This is a genomic window from Stenotrophomonas sp. YJH_SMC_4, from assembly GCF_059371575.1.
Genome location: NZ_JCAFUR010000001.1, coordinates 271,585 through 289,113 on the forward strand (window position 1 = coordinate 271,585; position 17,529 = coordinate 289,113).

16 protein-coding genes are annotated in these 17,529 nt (G+C 67.2%); 7 read left to right on the forward strand and 9 right to left on the reverse strand.

From position 1 onward, the window contains the following. The first annotated feature begins 85 nt into the window (after positions 1-85). A complete protein-coding gene (locus AC5P9F_RS01365; RefSeq protein ID WP_062607475.1) occupies positions 86-1,336 on the forward strand; it encodes an alkaline phosphatase family protein in 1,251 nt (416 codons plus the stop codon). Between the two features lie 103 nt (positions 1,337-1,439). Here the strand turns inward: AC5P9F_RS01365 and AC5P9F_RS01370 are convergent, their stop codons facing one another. Together AC5P9F_RS01370 and AC5P9F_RS01375 are read right to left on the reverse strand one after the other, a co-directional pair. Beyond that, positions 1,440-1,619 carry a 30S ribosomal protein THX gene (locus AC5P9F_RS01370; protein WP_004150462.1) on the reverse strand — a complete coding sequence of 60 codons (180 nt, stop codon included), beginning with the start codon at positions 1,617-1,619 and terminating at the stop codon, positions 1,440-1,442. A 110-nt stretch (positions 1,620-1,729) separates the two neighbouring features. Next, positions 1,730-2,143 (reverse strand): MerC domain-containing protein, encoded by a 414-nt coding sequence (locus AC5P9F_RS01375; RefSeq protein WP_008264835.1) that lies wholly within the window; start codon positions 2,141-2,143, stop codon positions 1,730-1,732. 136 nt (positions 2,144-2,279) lie between these two features. On the opposite strand from AC5P9F_RS01375, the gene AC5P9F_RS01380 reads away from it, so the two are divergent. The 4 genes from AC5P9F_RS01380 to AC5P9F_RS01395 all read left to right on the forward strand — a co-directional run bounded on the left by AC5P9F_RS01380 (position 2,280) and on the right by AC5P9F_RS01395 (position 8,092). Further along, positions 2,280-4,487: a TonB-dependent receptor gene (locus AC5P9F_RS01380; protein ID WP_274850116.1), complete on the forward strand. Its 2,208-nt coding sequence runs from the start codon at positions 2,280-2,282 to the stop codon at positions 4,485-4,487. Positions 4,488-4,687: 200 nt separating this feature from the next. Continuing rightward, positions 4,688-5,254 (forward strand): TetR/AcrR family transcriptional regulator, encoded by a 567-nt coding sequence (locus tag AC5P9F_RS01385; protein WP_019659167.1) that lies wholly within the window; start codon positions 4,688-4,690, stop codon positions 5,252-5,254. Then, positions 5,254-6,927, forward strand: coding sequence for an MFS transporter (locus AC5P9F_RS01390; RefSeq protein WP_076739891.1), 1,674 nt, complete (start codon positions 5,254-5,256; stop codon positions 6,925-6,927). The genes AC5P9F_RS01385 and AC5P9F_RS01390 overlap by 1 nt, the downstream gene beginning before the upstream one ends. Before the next feature lie 10 nt (positions 6,928-6,937). Further along, positions 6,938-8,092 carry an HlyD family secretion protein gene (locus AC5P9F_RS01395; RefSeq protein WP_099523291.1) on the forward strand — a complete coding sequence of 385 codons (1,155 nt, stop codon included), beginning with the start codon at positions 6,938-6,940 and terminating at the stop codon, positions 8,090-8,092. A 60-nt stretch (positions 8,093-8,152) separates the two neighbouring features. On the opposite strand, the gene AC5P9F_RS01400 is transcribed toward AC5P9F_RS01395, so the two are convergent. The 7 genes from AC5P9F_RS01400 to creB form a co-directional block, all read right to left on the reverse strand. Beyond that, a complete protein-coding gene (locus AC5P9F_RS01400; RefSeq protein WP_004150412.1) occupies positions 8,153-8,644 on the reverse strand; it encodes a Fur family transcriptional regulator in 492 nt (163 codons plus the stop codon). Positions 8,645-8,678: 34 nt separating this feature from the next. Further along, positions 8,679-10,082: a glutamate--tRNA ligase gene (gene gltX / locus AC5P9F_RS01405; protein ID WP_076739585.1), complete on the reverse strand. Its 1,404-nt coding sequence runs from the start codon at positions 10,080-10,082 to the stop codon at positions 8,679-8,681. A 153-nt stretch (positions 10,083-10,235) separates the two neighbouring features. Further along, complete coding sequence (locus AC5P9F_RS01410) at positions 10,236-11,813, reverse strand: M20/M25/M40 family metallo-hydrolase (RefSeq protein WP_274850115.1); 1,578 nt, start codon at positions 11,811-11,813, stop codon at positions 10,236-10,238. 169 nt (positions 11,814-11,982) lie between these two features. After that, positions 11,983-12,393, reverse strand: coding sequence for a hypothetical protein (locus AC5P9F_RS01415; RefSeq protein ID WP_111173828.1), 411 nt, complete (start codon positions 12,391-12,393; stop codon positions 11,983-11,985). A gap of 10 nt (positions 12,394-12,403) precedes the next feature. Continuing rightward, complete coding sequence (gene creD, locus AC5P9F_RS01420) at positions 12,404-13,723, reverse strand: cell envelope integrity protein CreD (RefSeq protein WP_308680274.1); 1,320 nt, start codon at positions 13,721-13,723, stop codon at positions 12,404-12,406. An 81-nt stretch (positions 13,724-13,804) separates the two neighbouring features. Then, entirely contained in the window at positions 13,805-15,265 is a 1,461-nt protein-coding gene (gene creC / locus AC5P9F_RS01425; protein ID WP_114618495.1) for a two-component system sensor histidine kinase CreC, read from the reverse strand. A gap of 3 nt (positions 15,266-15,268) precedes the next feature. Further along, positions 15,269-15,994: a two-component system response regulator CreB gene (gene creB, locus AC5P9F_RS01430; protein WP_114618496.1), complete on the reverse strand. Its 726-nt coding sequence runs from the start codon at positions 15,992-15,994 to the stop codon at positions 15,269-15,271. A gap of 35 nt (positions 15,995-16,029) precedes the next feature. Here creB and AC5P9F_RS01435 point away from each other — a divergent pair, with 35 nt between their 5' ends. Then, positions 16,030-16,887 carry a 23S rRNA (adenine(2030)-N(6))-methyltransferase RlmJ gene (locus AC5P9F_RS01435; protein WP_109814381.1) on the forward strand — a complete coding sequence of 286 codons (858 nt, stop codon included), beginning with the start codon at positions 16,030-16,032 and terminating at the stop codon, positions 16,885-16,887. Positions 16,888-16,982: 95 nt separating this feature from the next. Next, positions 16,983-17,528: a GNAT family N-acetyltransferase gene (locus tag AC5P9F_RS01440; protein ID WP_004150340.1), complete on the forward strand. Its 546-nt coding sequence runs from the start codon at positions 16,983-16,985 to the stop codon at positions 17,526-17,528. Position 17,529: the final 1 nt, after the last annotated feature.

Here is a 17,529-nt window from a genome sequence, read left to right on the forward strand (position 1 = left end):
CGGCGATAAGGAAAAATGCGCGGACACGGGGCGCGATAGCGCGCCGTGTCTTGGGCGCGTCATTGCGCGGGCTTATCATGCGTGGATGACTTCCGTACGCCTGACCTGCGCGCTGGCGCTGCTGCTGCCATTGGCCGCCTGCACCACCGCGCCCGCCCCTTCCGCCTCCGTTCCCGGTTCCGCCGCTGCGGCTTCGCCTCCGAAGCTGCTGCTGATCTCCATCGACGGCCTGCGCGCCGATGCGCTGGACCGTGGGCTCACTCCGAACCTGCAGCGACTGATCGACGGCGGCGTGCGTGCACGCTGGATGACGCCGTCCTATCCGTCGCTGACCTTCCCCAACCACTACACCATCGTCACCGGCCTGCGTCCGGACCACCACGGCATCGTCAACAACAGCATGGACGATGCAACCTTGGGCCGTTTCGAACTGAGCAACCGCGACGCGGTCACCACCAGCGGCTGGTGGGGTGGCGAACCGATCTGGGTCAGTGCCGAGAACGCTGGCGTACGTTCGGCCACCACGGCGTGGCCGGGCAGTGAGTCTGAAATCCGCGGCGTGCGCCCCAGCAAGTGGCGCGTATACGACGGCAAGGAACCGCTGGAGCAGCGGGCCGGCATCGTGCTCGACTGGCTGGCACAGACCGATGCTGATGCACCGCGCCTCACCACGCTGTACATGGAACACGTGGACAAGGCCGGCCACAACTACGGCCCCGGGTCGAAGGAGTACGCCGACGCCATCGTGCGCGCCGACCAGATCGTCGGCCAGGTGCTCGACGGGCTGCAGCAGCGCGATCTAGCCAAGACCACCAACGTGATCGTCGTCTCCGACCACGGCATGGCCAGCGTCGCCGACGGCAACGTGATCGCCACCGAGTCGATGGCCGACCCGGCCATCGCACGCAATATCAGCCAAGGCCAGTCAGTGGGTTTTGCGCCGGTCGCCGGCCGCGAAGCGGAAGCCGAACGCGCCCTGCTCGGACGCCACGCGCACTACGAATGCTGGAAGAAGGAGAACCTGCCGGCACGCTGGCACTACGGCACGCATCCGCGGGTTCCGGCCATCGTCTGTGTCATGGATGAAGGCTGGGATGCCCTGCACCAGGAGAAGATCGCCAAGCGTGCGAAGCAGGATCGAGGTTCGCATGGCTACGACAACGCACTGCCTTCCATGCGCGCAGTGTTCGTGGCCGGCGGCCCGTCGTTCCGCCAGGGCCTGGTGATCGATGGCTTCGACAACGTCGATGTCTATCCGCTGCTGGCCCACCTGCTGCAGGTACCGGCCGCGCCGAACGATGGCAATCCGGAAACGCTGAAGAAGACACTGCGCTGATGCGGTTGTAGAGCCGAACCCACGCTCGGCTCACCGGACAGGCATAAAAAAAAAACGCGGCGCCAGGCGCCGCGTTTTTCATTGAACCGGTCGTTCGACCGGATCAGGCCTTGGCGACGGCCTTCTTCGCCACAGCCTTCTTCGCCGGAGCCTTGGCCACGGTCTTCTTGGCAACCGGAGCGGCGGCGCCTACGGCGACCTTGCTGGCGGTGTGCGAACGGGCGTTGCCATAGCTGGCGTTGTAGCGCTTGCCCTTGGCGGTCTTGCGGTCACCCTTACCCATGTCTTCAACTCCTCAAATGTGAAATCTGGTTACCCCGTACTGACACGGGTTCGGCGGGGCCGCCTTGCTGGGCGCCCCCGCGCACGATCGAAAATCCTATCACGGAGCGCCTAGTGCGCGCAGCTGGCGTCGTGCACGTGACCGTGGTTGAGGCGCAGGTTGACCAGATGGGCCACACCCACCAGCAGGCCACCGATGGTCATCACCACCGCGTGCGGCACCGCATTGTGGTGCAGCGGGTCATACAGCACGCCGGCCCACAATGCGACCAGACCGGGAATCAGGAAGCCCAGCGCACGCAGCGCACCGTGCCGGCGGTAGCCCCAGACCAGGCTGAACAACCCCAGCAGGGTCACGAACACCACCAGCGCCTGTTCCACGCCGTCGCTCAGCCAGAACGACAGCCCCAATGAAGGCGCTGCGGCCAGCAGCACCGGGATCACCGCGCAGTGCACCGCGCACAGCATCGAACCAGTGGCGCCGAAACGGTCGAGCAGGTGGCGCAGGCGTGAGGACAGGGACATGACTTCCAGCAGGGTCGGCGAATCGTTATGGAATAATATAACATCCCTCTCCGACCCGCACGGTTTCCCTCCCCCCTGTCCCATCGACGGGATTCGTGCGCCCCGCGATTGATACATTGTAACAAAGGACCCGTCCATGCCCGCCCATACCCCACGGCTCAAGCCGCATTCCCTGGCCCTGGCGCTCGCCGCCCTGCTGCCGTCCGTCGCCTTTGCAGCCGGCCAGGACACCGCCCATCGTGACCGCCACCTGACCGAGCTGTCGTCGGTGCAGGTCACCGCGTCGCCATTGCAGGGTGATGCCGAATCGCTGGCGCGCCCGGTGGAGGTGCTGGCCGGTGAACGCCTGGACGAGCAGAAGGCCGGCACCCTCGGCGATACCGTGGCCAAGCTGCCCGGCGTGCAGAGCACCTTCTTCGGCCCCGGCGTCGGCCGCCCGATCATCCGTGGCCAGGAAGGCCCGCGCGTGGCCGTGCTGTCCAACGGCATGGGGAACATGGATGCCTCCACGGTCAGCGCCGACCACGCCACCAGCATCGAACCGTTCCTGGCCGACCAGATCGAAGTACTGAAGGGCCCAGCCACGCTGCTGTTCGGCAGCGGCGCCATTGGTGGTGCGGTCAATGTGGTCGACGGGCGCATCGCGCGCGAGCTGCCGGAGCGGCCGCTCAGCGGTCGTGCCGAACTGCGCGGCAATTCGGTGAACAACGAGCGCAGCGGCATGTTCCGCCTCGATGGCGTCAGCGGCAACGTCGTGCTCCATGTGGATGGCCTGGTCCGCAATGGCGACGACTACCGCATTCCCGGCTACGCGGTGATCGACAGCCTGGAAGACCACCACGACGACCACAACCATGATCATGCGGGCGAGGAAGGCGAAGAGCCGCGCCGCGGCCGCCTCGACAACAGCTCGATCCGCACCCGCGCCGGTGGCGTCGGCGCAACGTGGCTGGGCGACGGCGGCTACTTCGGCGTATCGGCCAGTACCTACCGCACCAACTACGGCATTCCCAATGGCGCGCACGTGCACGCCGATGGTGACGATCATGGCCATGACCACGGTCACGACCATGGCGACGAAGAGGAAGGCGGCGACGAGCACGACGTGCGCATCGACATGGTGCAGAACCGCTTCGAGACCAAGGCCGGCATCTACAACCCGGTCTCGTTCCTGAAGAACATCAACGCACGCGTGGCCTACACCGACTACGAACACGTGGAGCTGGAAGCCGGTACGCCGTCGACCCGCTTCACCAACCGCGGCATCGAAGCGCGCCTGGAAGCGGTGCAGCAGCAGATCGGCGGCTGGGACGGCGCCTTCGGCCTGCAGTTCGGCAACAGTGATTTCGGTGCCAAGGGCGAAGAGGCGTTCGTTCCGGATACCGGCACGAAGAACATCGGCCTGTTCGTGCTGCAGGAAAAGCAGTTCGGCCCGTTCAAGCTGGAACTGGGCGGCCGCCACGATCAGGTCAAGCTGGACCCGAGCGGTGACTACCGCCGCCGCACGTTCGGCGCCACCAACCTGTCTGCCGCTGGTATCTGGAAGCTCAACGATGCCGTTGACCTGCGCATCGGCGTGGACAGCTCCGAGCGTGCACCGACCAACGAAGAGCTGTATGCCGCCGGCGCGCACATCGCCACCCGTTCGCTGGAAATCGGCGACGCCAACCTGAAGACCGAGCGCGGCCAGCGCGTGGAACTGGGTATCCACACCCACAGCGAGCGCCTGGACTTCTCCGCGTCGGTCTACCAGACCAGGTTCAAGGACTTCATCTACCTGGCCGACACCGGCATCACCGAGGGCCTGCCGGTCCGCGCCTGGACGCAGCAGGACGCGGTGTTCCGCGGTGCCGAGGCCGAAGCGCTGGTGCACCTGTTCGAGGGCGGCGCCGGTGACTGGGATCTGCGCCTGTACGGCGACTACGTGAGGGCCAAGCTGGATGGCAGCGGCAGCCGCAACCTGGACATCGCCGTGCCGCATGGCGACCACAACCACAACTACACGGTGGAACTGGCCAACACCGGCTATCTGCCGCGTATCGCACCGGCCCGCGTCGGCGCCGACCTGCGCTGGTCGAAGGACGGCTGGCGCGCCTCGGTCGGTGCGGTGCGCTACAGCCGCCAGAAGGACGTCGCCCAGAACGAAGCCCCGAGCGACGGCTACACCCTGGTCGACGCGCACCTGGCCTACCGCTGGGATCGCAACGCCAGCAACAGCTACGAGGTGTTCCTGGATGGCAGCAACCTGACCAACCGCGAAGTGCGCCCGCATACCTCGCTGCTGCGCGACTACTCGCCGCTGCCAGGCCGTGGTGTCGCATTCGGCATCCGCGCGTTCTTCTGATCGCGCACGGCGGGGTCGGAGCCCTTTTCGAAGGAAAGGGCTCTGACCCCCACGCCATTCCACGGGGGCCTTCGGGCCCCCGTTTTCATTTCGACCCAAGCCATCACACATTCGTCACAAAGATGTGCGTACCACAACAAGCGGACAATCCCGTCACCCAATGTCTCGCCAATCGGACATTTTTGTCCGAAAATAATTCCATGACTGCCCAACGTGCCGATGCCGCCGCCCGCCGTGCCCTCATCCTCGACGCCGCCGATCATGTGTTCGGCCAACACGGTGTCACCGCCCCGCTGGACCTGGTGGTCGAACGCGCCCAGGTAGGCCGCGCCACCCTGTACCGCAACTTCCCCGACCGCACCGCGCTGATCCAGGCGCTGCTGCAGCGCACGGTCGACCGCATCCGGCGCCAGGTCGAGCAGCTCGGTGACCGCGACGACGCCCTGTTCGAGGTGTTCGAGGGCATGGCCCAGCGCATCATTGATTCGCCGGCATTGGCCGATTACTGGCGTGCGGTCGATTCGGACGTGCCGTCCATGCGCGCCGCGCGCGAGACCGTGCGCGACCTGCTGGAGGAACCGATCGCGCGCGCCAAGGCCGCCGGGCTGTGCCGTGCCGACCTGGAAAAGACGGATATTTCACTGATCTCGGGCATGCTGGGTGCGGCCCTGCGCGGCAAGACCCGCGACGAGCGCGCCCAGTTGGCCGGGCGCGCCCTGCAGCTGCTGCGTGGGGGTCTCCAGGGAGCTGCCAGCGAGGCCCGTTGATGGTCCAGCCGTATCTGAAGCCGGTTCCGGATTGGGAGGAGCACGAAAAGCCGACCATGCCCGGTTCGGCATCGATGCCCTGGCACCCGCCGTATCGGCGCGCGGCCTATGCGCTGGTATCACTGCTGGTGGCGATCACCGGCGGCCTCGGCAATGCGCTGGTCACCGCCAACCTGCCGTTCCTGCAGGGCCAGCTGGCGCTGACCCCGACCCAGGGCAGCTGGCTGGTGGCCGCCTATGCCATGGTGAATGTCACCGCCAACCTGCTGGCCTTCAAGTTCCGCCAGCAGTACGGCATCCGCCTGTTCGCAGAGATCGGGCTGGGCCTGTACGCAGCGCTGGCGGTACTGCACCTGTTCGTCGGCAGCTTCGAGACCACGATGCTGACCCGCGCCGCCAGCGGCTTCGCGGGTGCGGCCTGTTCGACACTGGGCACGCTGTACATGCTGCAGGCGCTGCCGCGCCGCTTTACCGGCAACCTGCTGGTGGTCGGCGTCGGCCTCTCGCAGCTGGCGGTGCCGATCGCCTGGATCGTTTCACCAGGCCTGGTCGATACCGGCCAATGGCATCAGCTCTACTCATTCGAAGCCGGGCTGGCACTGTGCGCGTTCGCGGCAGTGGTGGTGCTGAAGCTGCCGCCCGGCATCCAGGTGAAGGCCTTCGAACCGCTGGACTTCCTCACCTTTGCCCTGCTCGCACCGGCCGTCGCGCTGCTGGTGATCGTGCTGGCGCAGGGCTACACCCGCTGGTGGCTTAACACGCCGTGGCTGGGCTGGGCCCTGGTCGCCTCGATCGTGCTGTCCACCACCGCCTTCATCATCGAGCACTACCGGCGCAATCCGCTGCTGCAGACACGCTGGCTGGCCAGCCTGCCCGTACTGCATTTCATCGTCGGCGCCTTCCTGATCCGCTTCCTGACCACCGAGCAGTCCTACGGCGTGGTCAACCTGATGCGCACGCTCGGCATGGGCCCTGATCAGTTGCGGCCGCTGTTCGTGGTGATTCTTGCCGGCGTGATCACCGGTATCGCCGGCACTGCACTGACCTTCGGGCCCAAACGGCTGATCCCGCAGCTGCTGATGGCGATCCTGCTGCTGGGCGCCGCCGCGTTCTTCGACCAGCACCGCACCAGCATGGATCGGCCGCACGACTTCTACGCCAGCCAGTTCCTGGCCTCGGTCGGTGCCGGCATGTTCATGGGCCCGTTGATCATGCTCGGCATTTCCGCCGCGCTGAAACAGGGCGTGGACCACATGATCACCTTCCTGGTGACGCTGTCGATCACGCAGACGCTGGGCGGCCTGGCCGGCTCGGCCGTGCTGGGGACCTTCCAGCTGCATCGCGAGCAGCTGTATTCCAGCGCGCTGACCAGCCAGCTCGACCCGGCCGATCCGGTGGTGGCACAGCGCCTGCGCATCCAACAGCAGCTGTACAGCGCCCAGATCACCGATCCGGTGCTGCGCAGCGCGCAGGGCAGCGCGCAGTTGGCGCAGACGACGCGCCGTGAAGCCAACGTACGCGGCTTCAATGATGTGTTCACACTGAGCGGTTGGTTGGCCATCGGCTTCCTGTGCTGGTTGCTGTTGCTGTCGCTGCGCACCGCCGTGCTCAAGCAATGGCGCAAGCGCCACCCCGCTTCCCCCGCTGTGGCCACGCCGGCCGCGCCTCGCTGAGTTCTCGACCATGCCTCCCGTCCCGCCCCGACCCGACGACGCCGACAACGTGACCCCACCGCCGCCGACCGACGCGGCGCCTGCCCCCACGCCGGTAGAACCCGCTGTCGCGCCGAAGTACCTCAAGCCCAGCGCGCGCAGCGTGGTGGTGATGGTCGTGGTGGCCCTGCTGGGCATTGCGCTGATCCTGCGCGCCTGGCACCTGTGGCCGTTCACCAGCAGCGTGATGGTGACCGACAACGCCTACGTGCGCGGCCAGATCACGGTGATGGCGCCGCAGGTGAACGGCTACGTGACCGAAGTGCTGGTGAAGGATTTCCAGCATGTGACGCAGGGCGAGCCGCTGCTGCGCATCGATGACCGCATCTACGCGCAGCGTGTCGCCCAGGCGCAGGCGACGCTGGACAGCGCACGCGCGGCCCTGGCCAACTCGGACCAGTCCCAGGCGCAGAACCGTGCGCAGATTGCCTCCGCCCGCGCCACGTTGTCGGCCGGGCAGGCGGAGCTGCAACGCTCACGCAACGAGACCAAGCGCTACGAGGAACTGGCCGCGCAGCAGCTGGTATCGATCAACGATCGCGACAAGTTCCGCACCGCGCAGGCTTCGGCGCAGGCCAGCGTGCAGCAGTCGCAGGCGCAGATCCGCATCGCCGAGGAGACCCTGGTATCGACCCAGGTAGCGCGCAAGAGCCTGGAGGCCCAGGTGGAGAGCGCGCAGGCGCAGCTGGAACTGGCGCGCATCGATCTGGCCAACACGGTGATCCACGCGCCGCGCGACGGCCAGATCAGCGAAGCCAGCGTACGCGTGGGCCAGTACGTCGCCGCCGGTTCGCAGCTGCTGTTCCTGGTACCTGACACGCTGTGGGTGGTGGCCAACTACAAGGAAGGCCAGACCTGGGGGATGGCGATCGACCAGCCGGCCACGTTCTCGGTGGACGCGTTCCAAGGCCAGGTGCTGCGGGGCCGCGTGCAGGAGATCGCGCCCGCCACCGGGTCGGAATTCAGCGTGCTGCGCCCGGACAATGCCAGCGGCAACTTCACCAAGGTGGTGCAGCGGCTGCCGGTGCGGATATCGATCAACAAAGGCCAGAAGCTGGCCGCGCAGCTGCGCCCCGGCATGTCGGTGATCGTGCGGGTGGATACCCGTTCCAAGGCGATGGACTAAGACGCAGGCCCTGCCGCACCGTTTCCAAAATGCCGGCCAGCGGCCGGCACTACCGTTGCGTTAGCCGGCGCAGCGCGCGCAGAGGCCATGCACTTCCAGGGTCTGCGCCTGCGGCTGGAAACCCAGCTCCTTGGCGCGCTTCTCCAGCTGGGTGACGATCTCCCGGTCTTCCAGCTCCACCGCGCTGTGGCAGCTGTTGCAGATCAGGAACGGCACCGAATGCGCGGCGCTGCTGGGATGGTGGCAGGCCACGAAGGCATTCACCGATTCCAGCTTGTGCACGAAGCCATTGGCCATCAGGAAGTCCAGCGCGCGGTACACGGTGGGCGGGGCATCAGCACCCACGCCCTTGCCGTTGCGCACCCACTCCAGCAGCTCGTACGCCTTGACCGGCTTGCCGGCCTCGGCGATCAGCTTCAGCACGTTGGCGCGGATCGGGGTCAGGCGCAGCCCGCGTTCGCGCGAGACGCGCTCGACCACCGCCACGAAGTCCGATGCGTCGTGGACGTGGTGGTGCGGGGCGGTACAGGCAGTGGCGGTCTTGGCGGGCATGCGTGTTCTCCGGTTCGGGCCTGGCAAGGATGCCTCAGGCCGTTGCTACCTTGGTGATGGCCACATCAATGCGTTTCAAGGCCTGCTCGCGGCCGGCCAGGTAAACGGTATGGGAAATGTCAGGGCTGACCTGGGTGCCGGTGATGGCCACGCGCAGCGGCTGGGCGACCTTGCCCATGCCGATTTCCAGCGCTGCGGCCGCCTCGTGCAGGGCGACGCCCACCGACTCGGCGGTCCATTCCGGCAGGGCGGCCAGCAGCTCGCGGGCCTTGCCCAGCGCCACCTCGGCACCGGCCTTGAAGTGCTTGGCCACCGCTGCTTCGTCGTACTCGGTCAGCGGCTGGTACCAGACCACGGCCTTCTCGGCCATTTCCTTCAGGGTCTGCACGCGTTCACGCAGGGCGATCACCACGTCCTCCGGGGCCGGGCCAGCGGCCACGTCCAGGCCCAGCTTCTGCAGCTGGTAGACCAGGTGCGGCACGATCGCGGACACGTCCTCGGTCTTCAGGAAGTGCTGGTTGACCCAGCCCAGCTTGGCCATGTCCAGGCGCGAGGCCTTGGAATTGCAGTCCTTCACGTCGAACAGATCGATCAGTTCCTGGCGGCTGAACAGCTCCTGGTCACCGTGCGACCAGCCCAGGCGGGCCAGGTAGCTCAGCAGCGCGTCCGGCAGGTAGCCGGCGTCCTTGTACTGCATCACGTCGGCCGCGCCGGTGCGCTTGGACAGCTTGGCGCCCTGCTCGTCCAGGATCATCGGCATGTGGCCGAACTTCGGCACCGGTGCGCCGATGCCTTCGTACAGGTTGATCTGGCGCGGGGTGTTGTTGATGTGGTCGTCGCCGCGGATGACCTCGGTGATGCCCATGTCCCAGTCGTCCACCACCACCGCGAAGTTGTAGGTGGGGTAGCCGTCCGGGCGGAAGATGACCATGTCATCCAGCTCGCTGTTGGCGATCTCGATGCGGCCCTTGATCAGGTCGTCGAACACCACCGTGCCTTCCAGCGGGTTCTTGAAGCGGATGACGCGGTTCGGGTCGTCCCTGCGCGGCAGGCCCAGCTCGCGCGCGGCACCGTTGTAGCGCGGCTTCTCCTGCCTGGCCATGGCGGCCTCGCGCATCGCGTCCAGCTCTTCGCGGGTCTCGTACGCGTAATACGCCTTGCCGTCGGCCACCAGCTGTTCGGCCACTTGCAGGTAACGGGCGACGCGGTCGGTCTGGTAGATGGGGCCTTCGTCATAGTCCAGGCCCAGCCACTCCATCGCCTCCAGGATCGCGTCGATCGCGCCCTGGGTGCTGCGTTCACGGTCGGTGTCCTCGATGCGCAGCACGAACTCGCCGCCACGGTGGCGGGCCTCCAGCCAGCAGTACAGCGCAGTGCGGGCACCACCGATGTGCAGGTAGCCGGTGGGACTGGGGGCGAAGCGGGTGCGGCAGGTCATGGACGGCTCGAGGAACGGGAATCCCCCGATTTTACCAGCCCTCCGCCCCCGACGGAAAAAGGGGACGGAGGGGATTAAGTCGCGATTGCCCAGCCTGGGGCGCTGCAACCGGGAAACGGAGGGGAGAAACGACTTAATCCCCTCCGTCCCCTTTTACGGTTCCACCTTGCGCGGGAACGGCTGCTCGCGCATCGCGGCGTTGTAGGCGAACGAGGCGACGATGGCTGCGGCCTGCTTGAGGTCCTCCGGTTCGGCGTGGTCCCAGGTGTCCAGGTGGCTGTGGTGGACATTGGTGAAGTAGTCCAGCCGGTCCTGGATGAACTGGAAGCCCGGCAGGCCGATGCGGTCGAAGCTGATGTGGTCGGTGCTGCCGGTGTTGCGGGTGGCCACGGTGGTGGCGCCCACGTCATGGAACGGCGCCAGCCAGGCTTCGAAGATCGGCATCGCCGCCAGGTTTTCCTGCGCATAGATGCCGCGGAAGCGGCCCGAGCCGTTGTCCATGTTGAAGTAGACCTGGAACTTGCCGTAATCGCGGGTCTTCTGCAGCGCGCCGGTGGGCTCGCGCAGCGAGGCCGGCAGCGCCTTCTGCGCCGGGTCGGTGGGTTCCGGGAAACGACCGAAGTGCTTGGCCACATAGGCCTGCGAGCCGATCAGGCCCTGTTCCTCACCGCTCCACAGCGCCACGCGGATGGTGCGCCTGGGCTTGGCGCCGGTGGCCTTGAGGATGCGCATCGCCTCCATCATCACCGCCACGCCAGCCGCGTTGTCGGCCGCACCGGTACCGCTGTGCCAGGAATCCAGGTGCGCGCCGATCATCACCACTTCATCGGGCTTGCTGCTGCCACGGATCTCGGCCAGCGTGTTGTAACCGGGCTGGTCGGCCTCATCGGTGAAGCGTGCTGCCACATCCACGCGCAGGCGCACCGTCTGCTTGGCCTCCAGCGCGCGCACCAGCGGATTGAAGTGCTCGCTGATCATCGCCAGCTCGGGGATGCCCACCGACTCACCGGCCTTGCGCGAACCACCACCGGCAACCCGGATGATGCCGTTGTCCCAGCTGCTGATGCTGATCGAGGCCAGCGCGCCCTCTTCCACGAAGAACGCATTGACCTTGGTCGCCAGCTGCTGGCGTTCCTGATACTCCTTGACCCGCTTGGCACGCTCGGCGGTGGCGTCCTTGTCCTTGGGCAGGGTGAACTCCTGCAGGCCTTCCAGCGAGGTGGCGTCGTGGCGATGCGAATCCGCCTCGGTGCCGCGCTTGTACTCGCGCGCCTCGTCCAGCAGCAGGATCTTGCCGCGCAGCTTGCCGCGGTACTTCTCGATGTCTTCGGGCTTCTTGATCTCGACCTGGACCAGCTCGCCTTCAACCGGCCCGTTGGTGCCCGGCGTCCAGGCCTTGGGCAGTGCATGCAGCGGCTGCACGCGGTCGCCCAGCATCTCCACGCTCGCCGAAGTGAACTCCCAGCCGCGCCCGAAGTCGTCGAAGGCCTCGTCGTGGACGTTGTCCAGCTTCCATTCGTTGAACTTGCCGCGGGTCCAGGCGTTGGCGCGACCCATGGCCGGCGAGTTGGTCAGGCGCGGCCCGATGCGCTCGGTGAGATAGCTGAAGGTGTCCATCACCTGCGAACGGTGGAAGGCCTCCTGGCGGATGCGGCTGACCATGTCCAGGTCCACCGTCTCGCGCTGCTGCGCTCCAGCGTTGCCACCCATCGCCAGCGCTGCGGCCAGCATGCCCCACTTCAACACATCGCACCCCTGCCCTTCGGCTCGATCATCAACTCGTCGAGTCTAGCCATCAGGGGCGCGGGGATACCGTCCCATCGGTCATGGGCGGGAGCGTGCGAACCAAGGTTCGCACCCACAACAGTAGATCCACGCCATGCGTGGATGAACAGCCCAATCACCCGCTCCATCCCAACCACAACTGTGCCCGTTCCGGCAGCAGCAGCAACCAGTGCCGCCGGTCGATGCTGCTGCAGCCGTACACCGCCGCGTGTGCGGGCCAGTCATCCAGAAGGCCACCGATACCGATCTCGGCCAGCGCCTCCGCCCCGGCCTTCCATGGCCGGTAGCGCGGCACCCGGCCAGCCACCGCGCCGCGTCCCTGCCGCGCGCCCTGCAGCCAGCGCAATCCCTGCGCCTGCAAACCTTCGCAGGTCACCGCCGCCAGCTGGAAGCGGACCAGGCCGGGGGCGATCCGCGCCCCCGGCAGGGCCGCCAGCACGCCATGTGCCTGCAGCAGTGCATCCACTTCCAACAGGGCCGGAATGCCCTGCCGTGCCCGTTGCCGCAATCCCTGGCGCCAGCCCATGGCCTGCTCCTTACTTCAGTTCCGCGCCGAGCGCGTACCAGTCGACCCGGCGGGTCACCCACATCGCCAGCGCCAGGATCACGAACAGCAGCAGCGAACCCATCAGCAGCGCGTTGTTCTCCGACACCAGCAGGCCATACAGCGCGCCATACAGCACGGTCAGCAGCGCCGCGAAGCCGAGGCCGCGCTTCCAGTGGCCCAGCACATTGGCCAGGTACACCGCCTGCAGGCCGATACAGGCCACCGCCGAGACCAGATAGGCCTTCCAGAACGCGATGTGCTCGGACAGGCTGATCAGCAGCAGGAAGAAGATCGCCAGCGCCAGGCCCACCATCAGGTACTGCAACGGGTGGATACGCAGCGACTTGATCAGCTCGAACAGGATGAAGCCGACGAAGGTGAGCAGCACGAACAGCACGCCGTATTTCGAGGCACGGTCGGCCTGGGTGTAGGTATCGACCGGATCGACCAGCGACACCGTCACCGCCTGCGATTCGACCGCACCATCATTGCGCAGCTGGCGCTGGGCATCGGAGGCCAGCGAGGACACCGCCCAGCGTGCATCGAAGCCCTGCGCATCAACGCGGCGTTCGTTGGGCAGGAACGCGCCGCTGAACGACGGATGCGGCCAGCTCGAACGCAGCGCGATGTGGGTGTCATCGCCCAACGGCACCACCGACAGCATGCGGCTGCCATCCAGGCGCAGCTCCAGTTCAACCGTGCTGGCAGCCAGCGTGCCGCCCTGATCCGCAGCGAAACCGGCCACCGGTGCGTGCAGGCCTCGCCCCACCTCGCTGGCCGCGCCAACGCCCGGCAGCAACCGCAGCTGCTTGCCATCCACGCGCAGGTTCGGCGTACCCACCAGGCCACGCACATCGGATACACCAACCGCGACATACGGCCGGCCGTAGCTGCGGCCGGCCTTCACCGGATAGTCGTCTGCGGCGAAGGTCGCCTTCATCTGGCCGTTCCAGCTGTACACCGGTACCTTGAACAGGCCCACTTCGCGCTGGCTCGGCAGCATCTCGCCGCCCACCTCCAGCGACGCCGGCATCTGCAGCCAGTGCCCCTCGGTGACCTGTATCTCGGTCTTCTTGACGCCCAGCGGGTCGACCAGTTCAACCTGCTTGCGTTCCACCCATGGCACCACCCGCACCGGACCCACCAGCTGCTGTGCACCGGCGCGGCTGTCGGCCACCCGCGAGAACGCCTCGTCGCGGTATGCGCTGCGTTCGTTGATGACCCCGCGGATCATGGTCAGCGGCACCAGCAGCAGCAGGGTCAGCCCGCCGACAATGGCGAACCTCAGCAGCATCTTCAGGGATTTCATGGTCCATCCTCGTTGGAGAGGGCTGCAGGATGGACCGCTGGGGTGAGCAGGGTTTGTGGCGAATTTGAAGCGAGTGTGAAGTCAGCGGCGCGGGCGCTGGCCCGGCGCACCCGATGGCAGCCACAGGCTGGCCACGGTGCCGCCGCCCTCGCGGACGTCGACACTGGCGCGTCCATCGTGCAGGCGCGCGACTTCCTGCACGAATGGCAGGCCCAGGCCGGAACTGCGCCGCCCGCTGCCGGGCCGCGCCAGCGAATAGAAGCGTTCGAACACCCGCTCGCGCGCATAGTCCGGGATGCCGGCGCCGCGGTCGGCCACCTCCAGGCGCACGCCCTGCCCGTCCACCTCGGCCTGCAGCGCGATCTCCGCGCCGGAGGGCGAGAAGGCAATCGCGTTGTCGATCAGGTTGTGCAGCGCCTGCCGCAGCAGGTAGCCGTCGCCCTGCACCCGCAGGTCGGGCACGTTGCCGATGTGGACCCGCACACCGGCCGCCTGCGCGCGCACCTGCGCGGCCGCGGCCGCATCGGCCAGCAATGCCTGCAGCGCGATCGGATCGCGGGTCTGCAGCCAGCCGTGCTGTTCCACTTCGGCCAGCGCCAGCAGCTTGTCGATGGTCTCGGTCAGCCGTTCCTGCTGATCGACAATGCTGCGCGCGAAATGCACGCGGTCCGCTTCGGGCAGCGGCTCCTGCAGCAGTTCGGCGGCACCGCGGATCGCCGCCAGCGGGCTCTTCATCTCGTGCGTCAGCGACTGCACGTACTGCTCGACGTAGGCCTTGCCTTCGAGCTTGCGGCGCATCGTTTCCAGCGCCTGGCCGAGATCGCCGATCTCGTCGCGACGGCGCCGTGGTGGTGGCACCGGTTCGCCCGCGCTGACCGCGCGTGCATAGCGGCTGAGCTGGCCGAGGCCAGTGGTCAGCCACATCGTCACCAGCACGCCGACCAGCGCCGACAATCCGATGAGCCAGGCACCGCGCTCGATGATGGCGCGCTGGCTGGCGGCGATGAACGGATCGATGCTGCGGTTGGGCTGGGCCAGGCTGAGCACGCCGATCAGGGTGCGGCCATCGGCCGGGTCGTATACCGGCGCCGCCACATGCATCACCGTATCGCCTTCCTCGCCCGGAATCTCGGGGCTGGAACGGGCACCGTATTCGCCACGCAGGGTGCGGTAGACATCATTCCAGCGCGAATTGTCGCGGCCAAGGTCACGGCCCAGCGAGTCGTAGATGACGATGCCTTTGGCATCGGTGATGGTCACCCGGTAATCCAGCGAGCGCTTCGGGAACCGCCAGACCATCGCCTTCAGGTCACGCTGGCGTGCCTTGGCGAGGTTGCGGGTGAAGCTGCCGCTGCGGATGGTGCCGGCCTTGACGTCGGCGGCGGCCATTTCGGCCAGCACGTTGGCCGCATCGACCAAGGTCGATTCCATCGCCTGGCGCACACCGGGCTTCACTTCGTTGACGAACACGCGCATCACGAAGAACGCCGCGATGCCGGTGATCAGGAAGAAGCCCAGGAACAGCTTCAGTACCAGGCGCATCGGCTAGACCTCCAGCGCGTAGCCAAGGCCACGGTGGGTACGGATCGGGTCTTCGCTGGCACCGGCCGCGCGCAGCTTGGCGCGCAGCGTCTTTACATGCGTATCAACGGTGCGGTCGGCGCTGTCGGCGCTGCTGTCCCAGCCACGGTCCATCAGCTGGGCACGGCTGAGGATGGCGCCCGGGCGCTGCAGCAGCGCTTCCAGCAGCGCGTACTCGTAGCGGGTCAGGTCCAGTGCCTGGCCACGGAAGCGGATGCGCCGGCCTTCGCGGTCGATGGCAAAGGCGCCATGTTCCTGCCAGCCGGCATCGGCGCCGGGTGCTGCCACGACCGGTGCCGCGCGGCGCAGGCGCGCACGCACCCGTGCCACCAGCTCGCGCGGCGAGAACGGCTTGGTCATGTAGTCGTCGGCGCCCAGCTCCAGGCCGAGCACCCGGTCCACTTCGTCGTTGCGGGCGGTCAGGAAGATCACCGGCAGCTGCGCCGACGGCCCGGACTGCGCGCGCAGTCGCCTGCAGACCTCGAAGCCGCCCAGGTCGGGCAGGCCCACGTCCAGCACCACCACGTCGATATCCCCGGCCTGCAGCCGTTGCAGGGCCTCGCCGCCCAGCAGGCAGTGGCTGGCGGCATAGCCCTCGCTGCGCAGCGCATAGAGCACGGTTTCGGCGATGGCGGCTTCGTCCTCGACCACCAGGACATGGGCAACAGGAGCTGTCATGGCGCGCAGCATAGCCGCTGCGGCCGCCGCCCCGTACACTGCCGCCCATGAACTATCGCCACGCCTTCCATGCCGGCAACCACGCCGACGTGCTCAAACACATCGTGCAGTTGGCCCTGATCGACAGCTTCAAGCGCAAGGACAGCCCGTTCTTCGTGCTCGACACCCACGGCGGTGCCGGCCGCTACCTGCTGGCCAGCGAAGAGAGCCGCAAGACCCTGGAGGCCGAATCCGGGATCATGCGGCTGATGGCCCAGCCCAAGCTGCCGGAGGTGGTCGAGCGCTACCTGAAGGCGGTACAGGCCGACAACCCGGTGGGCGCCCTGACCAATTATCCGGGCTCGCCGCTGCTGAGCGCGCAGGCCATGCGCCCCCAGGACCGCATGGCGGTCTGTGAGCTGCAGGAAGCCGAAACGGCCACGCTGAAGGCCCTGTTCGCCCATGACAGCCGCGTCGACGTTCGGGCGGGCGATGGCTATGCCCTGCTGCGTTCGCTGCTGCCGCCGAAGTTCAACGGCAGCAAGATCGGCCGCGGCCTGGTGCTGATCGACCCGCCCTACGAAGCCCAGGATGCCGAGTACCAGGCGGTGCTGGCCGCCCTGGCCGAGACCCTGGCACGCTGGCCGCAGGCCACCTGCGCGGTCTGGTTCCCGATCAAGCAGCGCCGCACCATCCTGCATTTCCTGCGCAAGGCCACCGCCCTGCCGGTGAAATCGGCGATGACGATCGAGTTCCTGGTGCGCCCGGACGACTCGCCGCTGCGCCTCAACGGCAGTGGCATGCTGCTGCTCAACCCGCCCTGGCAGTTCGACCGGGTGGTCGGCCCGGCCCTGCCGGCGCTGCGCCAGCACCTGGGCGAACCGGGTGCCAGCACCCGCCTGGATTGGCTCAAAGCCCCCGAATAACGGCCTTCACGAGGCTGTACCGCCGTGAGCCTTTCGTTCACGGAATGCAGCCCCGGTGATGCCACAATCGATGGACCACCAAGGAATCACCCGGTATGGCCACTCGCAACCGCATGCCGCCCTGGCATGAGATCTTCAAGGCTCCCAGCGGCCACGAGCTGCTGATCCGCCCCATCCGCCCGGAAGATGGCGCACCGCTGCAAGCGGCGTTCAGCCTGTTCGGACCGGAAGAAATTCGTGATCGTTTCCTGCAGGCGGTGACCGAGCTGTCGCCGGAAACCACCCAGCGCCTGACCCACCCGAATCCCAAGACCGAGATCACCCTGGTCGCTGCCGAATCCCTGCCTGCTGGCGAAGCAGTGGTCGGTGCGGTCGCCCGGGCCTCGATCATCCCCGGTACCCGTGAAGCCGAGTACGCGATCCTGATCAGCCGCTTCCTGATCGGCCAGGGCCTGGGCCGGCAGCTGATGCGCAAGCTGGTGAAGTGGGGCCGCGGCAAGTACCTGGACCGCCTGTACGGCGACGTTGCCGCCGAGAACGAGCCGATGAAGCAGCTGGCCGCCTCGCTGGGCTTCAAGCCGGTGCCGCACCCGACCGGTGCCGAAGGCCTGGTGCGGATGGTGCTGGAGCTGGACAACTGAC

Coding starts and splice junctions, on each gene's coding strand:
- AC5P9F_RS01390 (WP_076739891.1), top strand. CDS start 5,254: ATGGTCCAGCCGTATCTGAAGCCGGTTCCGGATTGGGAGGAGCACGAA.
- AC5P9F_RS01395 (WP_099523291.1), top strand. CDS start 6,938: ATGCCTCCCGTCCCGCCCCGACCCGACGACGCCGACAACGTGACCCCA.
- AC5P9F_RS01410 (WP_274850115.1), bottom strand. CDS start 11,813: ATGCTGGCCGCAGCGCTGGCGATGGGTGGCAACGCTGGAGCGCAGCAG.
- AC5P9F_RS01440 (WP_004150340.1), top strand. CDS start 16,983: ATGGCCACTCGCAACCGCATGCCGCCCTGGCATGAGATCTTCAAGGCT.
- AC5P9F_RS01370 (WP_004150462.1), bottom strand. CDS start 1,619: ATGGGTAAGGGTGACCGCAAGACCGCCAAGGGCAAGCGCTACAACGCC.
- creB (WP_114618496.1), bottom strand. CDS start 15,994: ATGCTGCGCGCCATGACAGCTCCTGTTGCCCATGTCCTGGTGGTCGAG.
- AC5P9F_RS01365 (WP_062607475.1), top strand. CDS start 86: ATGACTTCCGTACGCCTGACCTGCGCGCTGGCGCTGCTGCTGCCATTG.
- AC5P9F_RS01400 (WP_004150412.1), bottom strand. CDS start 8,644: ATGCCCGCCAAGACCGCCACTGCCTGTACCGCCCCGCACCACCACGTC.
- gltX (WP_076739585.1), bottom strand. CDS start 10,082: ATGACCTGCCGCACCCGCTTCGCCCCCAGTCCCACCGGCTACCTGCAC.
- AC5P9F_RS01385 (WP_019659167.1), top strand. CDS start 4,688: ATGACTGCCCAACGTGCCGATGCCGCCGCCCGCCGTGCCCTCATCCTC.
- creC (WP_114618495.1), bottom strand. CDS start 15,265: ATGCGCCTGGTACTGAAGCTGTTCCTGGGCTTCTTCCTGATCACCGGC.
- AC5P9F_RS01380 (WP_274850116.1), top strand. CDS start 2,280: ATGCCCGCCCATACCCCACGGCTCAAGCCGCATTCCCTGGCCCTGGCG.
- AC5P9F_RS01415 (WP_111173828.1), bottom strand. CDS start 12,393: ATGGGCTGGCGCCAGGGATTGCGGCAACGGGCACGGCAGGGCATTCCG.
- AC5P9F_RS01375 (WP_008264835.1), bottom strand. CDS start 2,143: ATGTCCCTGTCCTCACGCCTGCGCCACCTGCTCGACCGTTTCGGCGCC.
- creD (WP_308680274.1), bottom strand. CDS start 13,723: ATGAAATCCCTGAAGATGCTGCTGAGGTTCGCCATTGTCGGCGGGCTG.
- AC5P9F_RS01435 (WP_109814381.1), top strand. CDS start 16,030: ATGAACTATCGCCACGCCTTCCATGCCGGCAACCACGCCGACGTGCTC.